11 protein-coding genes are annotated in these 13,350 nt (G+C 73.7%); 6 read left to right on the top strand and 5 right to left on the bottom strand.

Translation table 11 applies throughout. From position 1 onward, the window contains the following. Window positions 1–120: 120 nt before the first annotated feature. Window positions 121–621, bottom strand: coding sequence for a DUF5949 family protein (locus AB0917_RS30365; protein WP_366822886.1), 501 nt, complete (start codon window positions 619–621; stop codon window positions 121–123). 341 nt (window positions 622–962) lie between these two features. Between AB0917_RS30365 and rsgA the strand changes: the two genes are divergently transcribed. After that, window positions 963–2,117, top strand: coding sequence for a ribosome small subunit-dependent GTPase A (rsgA, locus tag AB0917_RS30360; protein ID WP_366822885.1), 1,155 nt, complete (start codon window positions 963–965; stop codon window positions 2,115–2,117). 74 nt (window positions 2,118–2,191) lie between these two features. Next, on the top strand, window positions 2,192–3,574 hold the full coding sequence (locus AB0917_RS30355) for an AlkA N-terminal domain-containing protein (RefSeq protein WP_366822884.1): 1,383 nt from the start codon (window positions 2,192–2,194) through the stop codon (window positions 3,572–3,574). A 184-nt stretch (window positions 3,575–3,758) separates the two neighbouring features. Here the strand turns inward: AB0917_RS30355 and AB0917_RS30350 are convergent, their stop codons facing one another. Next, window positions 3,759–4,241 carry a DUF456 domain-containing protein gene (locus AB0917_RS30350; protein WP_366822883.1) on the bottom strand — a complete coding sequence of 161 codons (483 nt, stop codon included), beginning with the start codon at window positions 4,239–4,241 and terminating at the stop codon, window positions 3,759–3,761. A gap of 36 nt (window positions 4,242–4,277) precedes the next feature. Continuing rightward, window positions 4,278–5,303, bottom strand: a complete 1,026-nt coding sequence (locus AB0917_RS30345) for a helix-turn-helix domain-containing protein (RefSeq protein WP_366822882.1) — start codon at window positions 5,301–5,303, stop codon at window positions 4,278–4,280. 316 nt (window positions 5,304–5,619) lie between these two features. On the opposite strand from AB0917_RS30345, the gene AB0917_RS30340 reads away from it, so the two are divergent. The 3 genes from AB0917_RS30340 (at window position 5,620) to AB0917_RS30330 (ending at window position 9,964) form a co-directional block, all read left to right on the top strand. Next, window positions 5,620–7,425, top strand: coding sequence for a protein phosphatase 2C domain-containing protein (locus tag AB0917_RS30340; protein WP_366822881.1), 1,806 nt, complete (start codon window positions 5,620–5,622; stop codon window positions 7,423–7,425). 117 nt (window positions 7,426–7,542) lie between these two features. After that, window positions 7,543–9,285 (top strand): pyruvate dehydrogenase, encoded by a 1,743-nt coding sequence (locus tag AB0917_RS30335; protein ID WP_366822879.1) that lies wholly within the window; start codon window positions 7,543–7,545, stop codon window positions 9,283–9,285. Between the two features lie 304 nt (window positions 9,286–9,589). Then, complete coding sequence (locus AB0917_RS30330; protein WP_366822887.1) at window positions 9,590–9,964, top strand: ATP-binding protein; 375 nt, start codon at window positions 9,590–9,592, stop codon at window positions 9,962–9,964. A 68-nt stretch (window positions 9,965–10,032) separates the two neighbouring features. On the opposite strand, the gene AB0917_RS30325 is transcribed toward AB0917_RS30330, so the two are convergent. Then, window positions 10,033–11,130 (bottom strand): DUF2637 domain-containing protein, encoded by a 1,098-nt coding sequence (locus AB0917_RS30325; protein WP_366822878.1) that lies wholly within the window; start codon window positions 11,128–11,130, stop codon window positions 10,033–10,035. A 202-nt stretch (window positions 11,131–11,332) separates the two neighbouring features. Then, window positions 11,333–12,181 (bottom strand): (2Fe-2S)-binding protein, encoded by an 849-nt coding sequence (locus tag AB0917_RS30320; RefSeq protein WP_366822877.1) that lies wholly within the window; start codon window positions 12,179–12,181, stop codon window positions 11,333–11,335. A 147-nt stretch (window positions 12,182–12,328) separates the two neighbouring features. Here AB0917_RS30320 and AB0917_RS30315 point away from each other — a divergent pair, with 147 nt between their 5' ends. Next, window positions 12,329–13,123: a GntR family transcriptional regulator gene (locus AB0917_RS30315; RefSeq protein ID WP_366822876.1), complete on the top strand. Its 795-nt coding sequence runs from the start codon at window positions 12,329–12,331 to the stop codon at window positions 13,121–13,123. Window positions 13,124–13,350: the final 227 nt, after the last annotated feature.

The following is a 13,350-nucleotide window of genomic DNA, read 5'->3' as shown; positions in this document are numbered from 1 at the left end:
TCGTGGTCGCCGGGCCGCAGCAGGGCCCGGAGCCGGTCGGCCGCCGCCTCGATCTGCCACACCCCGGGGGGGGGGGGGGCCACCCCCATGTCCCGGTGTCCCGGTGTCCGGGCAGGAAGGTCAGCCGAGCGAGCGGACCGGGAGCAGACAGTGGGCGGCGGTGCGGACGACCTCTTCGTTCGCCGCGAAGGCCCGCAGCTGGTCCTCGCTGACCGGCTGCCCCGGAACGGCCTCCGGCCACGGGGTCGTGGCGAACATGCCGTACACCTGGCCCTGGCCCAGGGCGGCCGCGAGCCATTCCTCGGGGGCGGGGTACTGCGCCTTGAGGTGAGGCAGCGTCAGGACGGCCTGGCCCGCCTGGACGAGGAGCTTGGCCTGGATGCCCGGGGTCTCGCCCGCGTCCTGGATCGGGCCGCCGACCTGGAGGCCCGCCCGCTCCAGCGCGATGCGCAGCGCGTTCCGGCCGACTTCCGGACCGCCCTGGCCGTCGCCCAGCGAGTAGGCGAGGAGGTAGGCGGTGTCCTGGTCGGCGCCGGGCTGCCGACTGCTCCAGCCGATCAGGGTCTGGGTGCCCAACTGGGCCGGTGTGAAGGTGTCGGTGGAGGTCTGAGGTGTGGTCATGACCGGCACCCTAACGGCCCCGGACCGGCCGCTATGCATGCGTATCACCCGATCGAGGGAGATTAGGGAAATCGCAGGGTAACCCCGGCGCGGGTGCCGGAAAACCTGTTGACGCCGCCGGGAGCGGCGGGGCTAAGGTGAGCCGCGTCGGACCCGAGGGGCCGGCCCGAGGAATCAGCCCGAGGAACCAGGAGGTGAGGACATTGATGACTGTCGTTGCGATGGGCACTGCCCACGACCAGAAGAGCATCGTTCTCACCCCCGTGGCCACCGGCTGACCCACATCACGTACCTCCCGCGCCGAGCGCGCGGTGCCGGGGCCACCCTGTGAAGGGTTTCCCTTGTCTTTCTCGTTTCTTCCGGTTCCGTCCTCCTCGCACCCGCTGGCTCCGTACGGCTGGGACGACGACTGGGCGGCCGCCTTCTCCCCCTACGCCGACCAGGGCCTCGTGCCGGGCCGTGTGGTGCGGGTGGACCGTGGTCGGTGCGACCTGATCACCGCCGACGGTCCGGTGCACGCCGACACCGCGTTCGTGGTGCCGCGCGACCCCATGCGGGTCGTCTGCACCGGTGACTGGGCGGCGCTCGACGCGGACGGCGACCCGCGGTTCGTCCGTACGCTGCTGCCGCGCCGTACCGCCTTCGTCCGCTCCACCTCCTCGCAGCGGTCCGAGGGGCAGGTGCTGGCCACCAACATCGACCACATCGTCATCTGCGTCTCGCTCGCCGTCGAGCTGGACCTCGGCCGGATCGAGCGCTTCCTCGCGCTCGCCCTGTCCAGCTCCGACGGCGCCGCGCTGCTGGGCGACGGATACGGCCACGGCCGGTACCGCCCCGAGCCGGTCGTCCTGCTCACCAAGGCCGACCTGGTGCCCGACGCGGTCACCCTCTCCCACCTCGTCCAGGACATCGAGGCCATCGCCCCCGGAGTCCAGGTGCTCCCCGTCAGCTCCGCCACCGGCGAGGGGCTCGACGTGTTCGGTGCCGTCGTCTCCGGCGGTACGAGCGTGCTGCTGGGCATCTCCGGCGCCGGCAAGTCCACCCTCGCCAACACCCTGCTCGGCAGGGACGTGATGGAGGTACAGGCCGCCCGGGACGTCGACGGCAAGGGCCGGCACACCACCACGACCCGCAACCTCCTCGTCCTGCCGCAGGGGGGCGTCCTCATCGACACCCCCGGGCTGCGTGGGGTGGGCCTCTTCGACGCCGGGAGCGGGGTCGGCGAGCTCTTCGCCGAGGTCGAGGAGCTGGCCGCCCGGTGCCGGTTCCACGACTGCGCCCACCGGAGCGAGCCCGGGTGCGCGGTCCTCGGCGCACTGGAGGACGGCACCCTGCCCGAGCGGCGGCTGGAGAGCTACCGCAAGCTGCTGCGCGAGAACCAGCGGATCGTCGCCAAGACCGACGCCCGGGTGCGCTCGGAGATGCTGAAGGACTGGAAGCGCAAGGGCGCCGAGGGGCGCGCGGCCGTGCAGGCCAAGCGCGGCCGGGTGCGGTAGCCGCCGGGGCCGGGGGCTCGACGTCCGAAAACCGCGAGTGCGGCAGCGCGGGCTGCCGCACACTGGACGGTGTGATGGACGAACGGACCAGGTACGAGGCGGTGAGCAGCCGCGACGCACGGTTCGACGGCGCCTTCTTCTTCGCCGTCGTGACCACCGGCATCTACTGCCGGCCGAGCTGCCCCGCCGTCACCCCCCGACGCGCCAACGTGCGCTTCTACCCGACCGCCGCGGCCGCCCAGGCGGGCGGCTTCCGGGCCTGCCGGCGCTGCCGCCCCGACGCCGTGCCCGGCTCGGCCGAGTGGAACGTACGCGCCGACGTCGTCGGCCGGGCCATGCGGCTGATCGGCGACGGCGTGGTGGACCGCGAAGGCGTCCCCGGACTCGCCGGACGGCTCGGCTACAGCGCCCGGCAGGTCCAGCGCCAGCTCAACGCCGAGCTGGGCGCGGGACCCGTCGCGCTCGCCCGCGCCCAGCGCTCCCACACCGCCCGGGTGCTCCTCCAGACCACCGGGCTGCCGGTCACCGAGATCGCCTTCGCCTCCGGCTTCGCCAGCGTCCGCCAGTTCAACGACACCATCCGCCGGATCTACGCCCGCACCCCCAGCGCCCTGCGCGCGGAGGCCGGGACCGGGCTCGGCGGCGGCCGGGGTACGGGGCTGCGCGCCGGGATCCCGCTGCGGCTCGCCCACCGGGGCCCGTACGCCGACAGGGCCCTGTTCGACCTGCTCGGGGAGCGGGCCGTGGCCCGGGTCGAGGAGCTGGCCGGGCCGCCGGGGCGCCGCACCTACCGGCGTACGCTGCGGCTGCCGTACGGGAGCGGGATCGCCGCCGTCGACGAGGCTTCCCCCGGCCCGTGGCTGGAGGCCCGGATCCACCTCACCGACCTGCGCGACCTGACCACCGCCGTACAGCGGCTGCGGCGCCTGTTCGACCTGGACGCCGATCCGTACGCCGTCGACGAGGCCCTGGCGGCCGACCTCCGGCTCGCCCCGCTCGTCGCCGCCCGCCCCGGGCTGCGCTCACCGGGAGCGGCGGACCCGGAGGAGGAGGCCGTACGGGCGCTGGTGGGGCGGGAGCGCGCCGAGGAGCTGGTCGAGCGGTACGGGAAGGTGCTGGACGTGCCGTGCGGCGCGCTCAGCCATGTCTTCCCCGAGCCGGGCGTCCTGGCCGGGGCGGTCACGGAACCCGCCCTGCGGGCCCTGGCCGCCGCGCTCGCCGACGGGCGGCTGCGGCTGGACGCGGGGGCCGACCGGGAGGAGGCGGAACGGACGCTGGGCGCGCTGCCCGGGGTGGACGGCCCGACCGCCGCGCTGATCCGGATGCGGGCACTGGGGGACCCGGACGTGGACCCGTACGGGACACCGGGGGCCGAGCGGTGGCGGCCGTGGCGCTCGTACGCCGTACGCCACCTGGAGACGGCCGCGCGTTGCGCGGGGACCGGGGTGCGGCGCTGAGCACCGGTTGTGCGGTGTTGGGCGTCGGCTGTGCGTTGCGTGGAGGGCGGTGGAGGCTGGCGTGCGGTGTTGGGTGCTGGTTGTGCGTTGTGTGGAGGCCCGGCGTACGGAACTGGGCACCGCCGCACGCCGGGCGGAGACCGTCCAACGGTGTCGGGCGCGGGGGGAGGACCCGGTCCGCCGGTCAGCCCCAGAGCAGCGCGCCCAGCCAGGCGCCCGCCACCAGCAGACAGGCGAACAGCTCCACCAGCACCGCGTAGCCCGTCGCCCGCATCACCGAGCGCACCGACGTCCAGCCCGCCCCGCGACTGCCCAGCCGCAGCCGCTCCGCCCCGTAGATCGCCCCCACGAACCCGGCGACGCCGCCCACCACCGGCACCACGAAGAACCCCAGGATCCCCGCGACCCCGCCGATCAGCACCGTCCGGCGGGGCGCGCCCGACTCACCCGGGCGGCGCGGCGGCAGCAGCGGCTTCAGGGCCTGGTTCAACAGCAGCAGGGCCGTTGCGCCGATCAGTACGCCCCAGGCCGTCGGGGTCATGTCCGTCAGCGCCCACCACAGCACCGCCGCCCAGACGATCGCCTGGCCCGGTACGCCCGGCACCAGGACCCCGACCAGGCCCAGCAGCATGACCAGGGCCACGGCGACGAGCTGCCACACACTCATCCGACCAGCCTGCCGGAGAGCGCACCGCTCCGCCCGTCAGCGCACCTCCGCGACCTGCGCCGATGACGTCCCCGGCGGCCCCGAACGGGCGACCCAGCCCCGCTCGTAGGCATGCCAGCCCAGCTGGAGGCGGGTGGAGACGCCGGTCAGCTCCATCAGCCCCTTGACCCGGCGCTGCACGGTCCGCAGTCCCAGCTCCAGCTGTTTGGCCACGCTCGCGTCGGTCAGCCCGGCCAGCAGCAGCGACAGGATCTCCAGGTCCGTCGGATCGGGCCCGGCGACGTCCTCGCGCACCCCGCAACCGCCCTCGCCCAGCCGGAGCGGCACGGCCTGCCGCCACACCGCCTCGAAGAGGCCCACGAGCGACTCCAGCAGCCCGCTGGCGTGCACGACCAGGGCGGTGGGCTCGGTGCCCCGCCCGGTCAGCGGCACCATCGCCGTGGCCCCGTCGGCGATCAGGAGCTTCGCCGGCACCCGGTCGACCACCCGGCACTGTTCGTCCCGGCCCAGTGCGGCCGACAGCTCCAGGACCCCCGAGGGCAGCGACAGCACCCCGCGCTCGACGACCACCCGGCAGGCGGCCCTGTTCGAGGCCGCCCACGCCCCGGACCCGTTCTCCATCCCGGTCACCGCGATCGGCCCGCCGGTGACCAGGGCGCACACCTCGGACGCGGCTCCCAGCCGCAGCTGGTGGAAGCGCCGGCCGACCGCCGCCGCCCCGGTCACCACCTCCACCAGATCGTGCACCTCGGGCTCGCTCGCCTCCGCCCGGTACTCCTCGGCCAGCAGCGCGGACGCCCGCTCCGCCTGCTCCAGCTCGTGGCGCTGCCGGCTCAGCAGGGCCCCGAGCGCCATCCCGGGCGGAGCCGCCACCCAGCGGCCCGGACGGGCCGAGGACCGCGCGGCCAGGCCCTGTTGCTCCAGCCGCCGCAGCACCCGTTCGGCGTCCGCCTCCGGCAGGGACAGCCGGTGCGCGAGATCGGGGAGTTCCGCCGCTCCCGCCGCCACCAGCGCGCGGTACACGGCTTCCTGCCTCTCGTCGAGACCTATGGCCCCCAGCATTCCCCGACCCTCCCCGGGTGTGGTGATCGCGCGTCGCAGCGCCCGTTCCGGCCGGCCGGCCGCGGCGGAGAAGGGCCACGGCGTGAACCCGCCGCGCACATCATCCCTTGTACCCCTGGTCACTCGGCCAGAGCGGTGCCACCGCAACATCGACAACCTTCGGGATACGGCCTCTTCGGCCGCCTCGTTCCGAACGGTCCGAGGAGCCCCTTCCGGCCGCTGAACCGGTCACCCGGTGATCACACGGACCTCGTGCGCGGGCCACTTTTTCCCGATGCCCCGTTTTCGGGCGGGCCTCGCGGTGGACAATAGGGGCATGAGTCAGCAGGGGGAGAAGCCCGCCGCCCATGAGGACGACTGGTGGCGGAAGCTGTACGACGAGACCGCGCCGGACACCGGTCCGAGCAGCGCGCCCGACAGCCTCGACGACCGCTTCGACTCGGTGTCGGACACGGTGAGCATGGCGGTGGGTCACCAGCGGGATTCCGGCCGGGGGTCCGGCGAGGAGCCCGGCCGGGAGTCCGGCGAGAAGACGGTCGAGGACGCCTATGCGTGGCCGGACCAGGACCAGGACCAGGACCAGGACCAGGACCAGGACCAGGACTGGGACCTGGACCCCGAGCTGAGACCGGACTCCGCTCCCGAGGCACAGCCCGAGCCCGGACCGCGGCCGGAGGACCGGCCGACGGACCGGCCGACGGATCGGCCGACGGAGCTGAGACCGGACCCCCGCACGGCCTGGGAGCCGTACCGGGAGCGGGCGCTGCGCGAGGAGCCGACGCCGGAGCAGACGTCGTCCCAGAAGCCGAAGCCGAAGCCGACGCCGGAGCACGCGTCGTATCAGAGCCCGACGCCGAAGCCGAAGCCGGAGCACGCGTCGTACCAGGAGCCGACCCCGACGCCGAAGCCGTCCCCCACCACCCCCACCACCCCCGCCGCCGTCCCCGCCCCCCGCGACACCGTCTTCCCGGCCCCTTGGGAAGCCCCCACAGGCCCCTCCGGCCCGCGCACCTTCGTCGTGCCGAAGCCGCCGGAGCCGCCGGAGCCCGAGCCGGCGGACGCCGAACCCGGCACCGCACCCGGCGCGCCGCACGGACTCCCTCCGGACTGGGCCGCGAGCGATGCTCCGGCCGACGACGCCGGCGGCCTGCGGACCCTCGTCGGCCATCTCGGGGACCGGCCGCCCACCTACGACGCCGAGCCCGCCGCCCTGCCCGCCGCCACCTCGGAGAACCTGGACGACCTGGTCCCCGACACCGTGCTGGACGGCGCCCGGTACGGGACGTACACCCTGCGCGCCTCCTCCGTCCGGGGTGACTCCGCCCGGTTCCGCGGCGAGCCCCGGCGCGACGCGCTGCTCACCGCCCGGTTCGGGGCGGCCGAGAGCGCCCTCGTGCTCGTCGCCGTGGCCGGAGGTGTGCGGGCCGGCGAGGGGGCGCACCTCGCGGCGGCCGACGCCTGCCGGTGGATCGGCGGGGCCGTGGCCCGCAGCCACGCCCGGCTCTCCGAGGACATAAGGGCGGGCCGCCGGGCCGACCTGAAATCGGGGCTCCACCGCCTCACCGACCGTACGTACGGCAAACTCCGGGCCCGCGCCGCCGAACTCGGCCTCGAACCGGGGGAGTACACCACGAGCCTGCGGTGTCTGCTGCTCCCCGCCGACCCCGACTGCCGTACCCGGGTCTTCTTCGGCGTCGGCAGCGGCGGCCTGTTCCGGCTCCGCGACGGGGCCTGGCAGGACCTGGAGCCCGTGGTTCCGGAGCGGCACCCCTCCTCAGGAGGAGCAGGCGGCGGCGCGAGCGAGGAGGGGCCGGACGGCGACCGGCTGACCATGGACCTCCAGATCACGACGCCCCCGTCCCCGTACGGCGACGACCCCGCCCCGCCGCCCGCCGAACTCTTCCGCTTCCGGGCCTCCGTGGCGCGTCCGGGCGACACGCTGCTGCTGTGCAGCAACGGGCTGGCCGAGCCGATGCGCGGTGAACCGGAGCTTCCCGCCGAGCTCGCCGAGCGCTGGGGCCCGCCGGGACCGCCCGGACTGCCCGCCTTCCTCGCCGACACGCAGCTCCGGATCAAGGGGTACGCCGACGACCGTACCTGCGCGGCCGTCTGGGAGGCGTAACCGCGCACGCCATGGGTTGATGGACTCCGGAGGCCGTACGTCCGGCCGATGTTTCGGCCTCCGGAGTCCGGACAACCGACAGTGCACGGAGCACGGGCAAGCGAAGGGTGCGCACCCATGGCCAAGCAGAACGTGGCGGAGCAGTTCGTCGACATCCTCGCCAGGGCGGGCGTCAAGCGTCTGTACGGCGTCGTCGGCGACAGCCTGAACCCCGTCGTGGACGCCATTCGGCGTAACTCGGCCATCGACTGGATCCATGTCCGGCACGAGGAGACCGCCGCCTTCGCGGCCGGGGCCGAGGCCCAGATCACCGGCTCCCTGGCGGCCTGCGCCGGCTCCTGCGGGCCGGGCAACCTGCACCTCATCAACGGCCTGTACGACGCGCACCGCTCGATGGCCCCGGTCCTCGCCCTCGCCTCGCACATTCCCTCCAGCGAGATCGGGCTCGGCTACTTCCAGGCGACCCATCCGGAGCTGCTCTTCCAGGAGTGCTCCCACTACAACGAGATGATCTCCAGCCCGGAGCAGATGCCGCGCCTCCTCCAGACGGCCATCCAGCACGCGATCGGCCGCGGTGGGGTCGGTGTCGTGACGATGCCGGGCGACATCGCCTCCAGGACCGCCCCGGAGAAGACCGTCGAGCACGCTCTCGTCACCTCACGGCCCACCGTCCGTCCCGGCGACGACGAGATCGACAAGCTCTGCCGGATGGTGGACGAGGCCGAACGGGTGACGCTGTTCTGCGGCAGTGGCACCGCGGGCGCGCACGCCGAGGTGATGGAGTTCGCCGAGAAGGTGAAGTCCCCGGTCGGGCACGCGCTGCGCGGCAAGGAGTGGATCCAGTACGACAACCCGTACGACGTCGGGATGAGCGGGCTGCTCGGCTACGGTGCCGCGTACGAGGCGACCCACGAGTGCGACCTGCTGATCCTGCTCGGCACGGACTTCCCGTACAACGCGTTCCTCCCGGACGACGTGAAGATCGTCCAGGTCGATGTGCGCCCCGAGCACCTGGGCCGGCGCACCAAGCTGGATCTCGCGGTGTGGGGCGATGTGCGCGAGACGCTGCGCTGTCTGACGCCCCGGGTGAAGCCGAAGAGCAACCGCAAGTTCCTGGACCGGATGCTGAAGAAGCACGCCGACGCGCTGGAGGGTGTCGTCAAGGCGTACACCCGCAAGGTCGAGAAGCACACCCCGATCCACCCCGAGTACGTCGCCTCCGTCCTGGACGAGATGGCGGACGAGGACGCGGTGTTCACCGTCGACACCGGGATGAACAACGTGTGGGCGGCCCGCTATCTGACGCCCAACGGCAGGCGGCGGGTGATCGGTTCGTTCAGCCACGGCTCGATGGCCAACGCGCTGCCGCAGGCGATCGGTGCCCAGTTCGTCGACCGCGGGCGGCAGGTCGTGGCGATGTCGGGCGACGGTGGGTTCTCCATGCTGATGGGCGACTTCCTCACCCTCGTCCAGTACGACCTGCCGGTGAAGGTGGTGCTGTTCAACAACTCCTCGCTCGGCATGGTGGAGCTGGAGATGATGGTCGGCGGACTGCCGGCCTACGGCACCGCCAACACCAACCCGGACTTCGCCGCCGTGGCCCGCGCCTGCGGCGCGTACGGGGTGCGGGTCGAGAAGCCCAAGCAGTTGGAGGGCGCGCTGAAGGACGCCTTCAAGCACAAGGGGCCGGCGCTGGTCGATGTGGTGACCGACCCCAACGCGCTTTCCATCCCGCCGAAGATCAAGGCCGATATGGTCACCGGCTTCGCGCTCTCGGCGAGCAAGGTCGTGCTGGACGGCGGAGTGGGCCGGATGCTCCAGATGGCCCGCTCCAACCTCCGTAACGTGCCCCGTCCTTGACGCTCTCTCCGCTCCTGATGCGCCCCTGGCGCCGGACGGAGCGCCTCTGAAGGCGCGCACGGGACGACGTCTCCCCGTGCGCCCCCCGCTGCCTCTGCCCGTGCTCTTCCCGCCGGACGGACAAGCGTGACCGTGCGCGTACAGGGGCATGCATCCCGTGAGGCTGTTCGACGGCCGGGACAGAGGAGGTCTGATAGCTGTGCGGGCGGGGGGAATGGTGAAGCGTCAGAAGATGGCCCAGGCCGGCGAGGTGCGCGGCCCACGGGGGCGGAGACCGGGCGAGGGGCAGCAGTCGCCGGCCTGGATGCGCCGCAGGGTCGGCCACACGGAACGGTCGGCGGTGGGGGAGGTCCGGCGCGAGCTGCGGGAGTTCCTGCGGCACCGCTCCGGCCCCGAAGAGATCGAGGCGGCCGAGCTGCTGCTGAGCGAGCTGGTGACCAACGCGCTGATCCACACCCGGCACGGTGCGGTGGTCACCGCGACGGCGACGCCGGCGGCATTACGGGTGGAGGTCCAGGACTTCGAGGCGGACCTGCCCGCGCCGTACGTACCGAACGCCGACGACGGTACGCACGGCCGGGGGCTGATCCTGGTGCGGAGCCTGGCCGACGCCTGGGGGGTCGAGGCGCGGGCCCTGGGCAAGGTGGTCTGGTTCGAGCTGCGTGGCGCAAGGGTCTGAACGGTCCTCTCGGGAGGACTACCGAGACCTCGCGCCGCGCGGTGCGTGCGGGTCACCGGCCCGCGCGCTCAGCCGAACTGCTGCTCCAGATCCTTGAGTTTCTGCTCCAGGGAGTCGAGCCGGGGGAGTGTCTGGGTGTCGTCCTCGGCGGTGAGGTCCACCGTCCGCGCGTCACTTCCCGGGTTCGAAGGGCCAAGGCTCTTCGAGCTCGAACCGTCCGCCGGCTTCGGGCCGACGGCTTGCAGGGATGGCCGGGGTCGCAGAGGCAGCTGACCCGGCTCCGTTATGGCGGGCTCCGCGACGGGCGGAGCCGCGCCCGATCCCGGGGCGAGGGCCGGGACGTCCACCTGGTGGCCGATCCGGCCGCCGCGCCCCCAGGCCCTGTTCTGCCGGTTCAGGGCCTTGATGCGGGCCCGGTCCAGCTTCTCCTGGTCGCGTCGGCGCAGCCGGTCCTGCTCCCGCTGCCTGCGGTCCTCCCGTACCTCGTCCACCGCCTCGTCCAGCGTGCGGACGCCTTCCAGGAGCATCAGCGACCAGGCGCCGAAGGTCTCCCGGGGCGCCCGCAGCCAGCGGACGATCCGGATCTGCGGCAGCGGACGGGGCACCAGGCCCTGTTCGCGCAGCGCGGCCCGGCGGGTCTGCTTCAGCGCGCGGTCGAAGAGCACCGCGGCCGAGAGGGACATCCCCGCGAAGAAGTGCGGGGCGCCCGCGTGGTCCATGCCCCGGGGGGCGTGCACCCAGTTGAACCAGGCGGCGGCCCCGGCGAACGTCCACACCAGCAGCCGGGAGCCGAGCGCCGCGTCTCCGTGGCTCGCCTCCCGTACGGCCAGCACGGAACAGAACATCGCGGCGCCGTCCAGCCCGAACGGGACCAGGTACTCCCAGCCTCCGCTGAGGTTCAGGTTCTGCCGGCCGAAGCCGACGAGCCCGTGGAAGGAGAGCGCGGCGGCGACGGCCGCGCAGCAGAACAGCAGGACGTACGAGGCGGTGGCGTAGAGCGCTTCCTTGCGCCTGCGGCGCTCCTCGCTGCGTTCCCAGGAGTCGTCGGCCGCGGCCTTGCCGGCGGCACGCTTGCCGCGTGCGACCACCGTCACCGCCGCCATGACCCCCACGAGCAGCACGGCGCCCGGAAGCAGCCAGTCAAGCGATATGTCGGTCAGTCTCATGCGCGGTCCCTTGCGTCACGTAGGGCGTTTCGTGCGCCATCGTGACGGAATTCCCGACCCGCTCCGGGGGTTTCGGGACAAGAGCACGCCAAGGGGGTGGGAGAGGCTATCGATGGGTGGAATCTTCTCGAACCACCGCGCGATCAACCGGGTTGTGTTCGATTCCACGTCATCCGAACGGGCGGTGTGGATGTGGTGGGGATCAGGAAGCGGTGGCGAGCTTCCGCACCCGGTCCGCGTCACAGGTGCGCGGGCAGGTCACACAGGTGTCCTCGGGGCGCAGGGTGTAGAAGAGGCAGCAGCTCGCCCGGTCGCGGGTCGGCAGCGACTGGCCCTCGGGGCCGGTCAGCTCGCGGAAGCCCGCGGTGCCGACGTACGGCTTCGTGGTGCCGGGCAGCAGCAGCTCCAGCTCGGCCATCGCGCGGCGCTCCTCGCCGAGCAGGTGCGCGACGTACCAGAGGCCCTCGACGATCTCGTCCGTGGCCATCCCCCACAGCGCCCGCTTCCCGCGCCGCATGCGCGGTCCGAACCCCTCCAGCACCGGCTCCAGATGCTCGGTGAGGGCGGCCAGGACCTCGGCCCGCAGCGCCTCCTCGTCCGCCACCACCCGGGCGCCGGGCAGGCCGGCCGCCGGGTCGTCCGGCAGGCAGGCGAAGTCGCGCACCCGCACGGTGAGGTGGCCCAGCGCCCGCTGGAAGGCGACGTCCTCGACCGGGACGCGCACCACCCGGCGCTGGAGGAACCAGGGCACGGTCACCAGAAGGCAGGCCGGCCAGGCGTACCGGTGGAGGCCGAAGCTGGCCACCACGTCGGGGCGGGCCTGCTGCCCGTAGTCGCGCAGCACCTGGGCGTTGTCCCAGGCCAGGAAGGTGTCCACGGCCGGTCCGCCGGCCGCCAGCTCGGCCGCGCCGACCCAGCCCGCGCCGGAGGGGGCGCTCACGCCGTCGTCGAGCACCTCGACGCGCAGCCCGGGGAAGACCTCGGTCAGGCGGGTGTACGCGGCGGTCACGGGGGACGTCGCCACGCCGGTGAGCAGCGGAGTGAGGGTCATGCAGGGACCACCGAATCGGGATCGTTTGCAGGTAAGGCTAACCTTACCCGACGCGAACGATGTTTGAACTGCGGCCTCCTCCCTCTATCGTGCACGGGGGGCCGGGCGCACGCGAGCCGGCCCGCGCGGCAGCTAGGGGGTGTCTCGTTGATCAGGCCGGATCAGGGCAGCGCGCGCGAGGACGTACGGCCGCCGTACGCGCCCGGCGCGCACGCGGGCACCCCGGCGGCCGACCGGGTGCCCGAACAGTTGCTCGGCGGCCGTCCGCGGGAGGCCCAGGCACGCGGCGAGCACACCCACAGCGAGCCGCCCGCCCCGCGCGTGGTCCGACACTCCGTCCGGGGCCAGATCCTCCAGGCCCTGCGCGCCGCGCTCGTCGACGGTGAGCTGACACCCGGGCAGGTCTACTCCGCCCCGGCGCTCGGCGCCCGCTTCGGGGTCTCCGCGACCCCGGTGCGCGAGGCGATGCAGCAGCTGGCCGTCGAGGGCGCCGTCGAGGTGGTGCCCAACCGCGGCTTCCGGGTCAGCCGACGCGGGCCCCGCGAGCTGGCGGAGCTGGCGGAGGTACGGGCCCTGATCGAGGTACCGGTGATGCTGCGGCTGGCCCGCACCGTGCCTGCGGACGGCTGGAGCGCGCTGCGTCCGCTGGCCGACGCCACGGTCGCGGCGGCCGCGGTGGGCGACCGGGCGAGCTACGCCGAGTGCGACCGGGCCTTCCACCGCGCGGTCCTCACCCTGGCCGGCAACGACCAGCTGGTGGCCGTCGCCGACGAGCTGCACCGCCGCGCGCAGTGGCCGCTGGTCGCGGGCCCCGCCACCCGCCGGGCCGACCTGCTGGCGGACGCGGCCGAGCACACCGCGCTGCTGGACGCCCTGATCGCCCGGGACCTGACCGTCGTCCAGGCTCTCGTACGGGAACACTTCACCGGCGCGGACGGCTGAGCGGGCGGCACGGGGTCCCGCCCCGCCCGCGCGTACGTTGCGGGGGAGCCGCCCCGGCCTGGCGCGTACGTCTCACGCGTACGTTCGACGGGAGCCGCCCCCGCCCGCGCGTACGTTGCGGGGGAGCCGCCCCGGCCTGGCGTTGGGCGTCGTTGAGGGAGTTCAACAGGAGGGAGAGGTCATCGCGCATCCGGCCATTTTAGGGGCGCAAGCGAGCCGGGGGCAAA

Source organism: Streptomyces sp. NPDC007346 (genome assembly GCF_040703535.1).
Taxonomy (GTDB): Bacteria; Actinomycetota; Actinomycetes; order Streptomycetales; family Streptomycetaceae; genus Streptomyces.
This window is presented reverse-complemented; position numbering and strand designations above follow the sequence as displayed.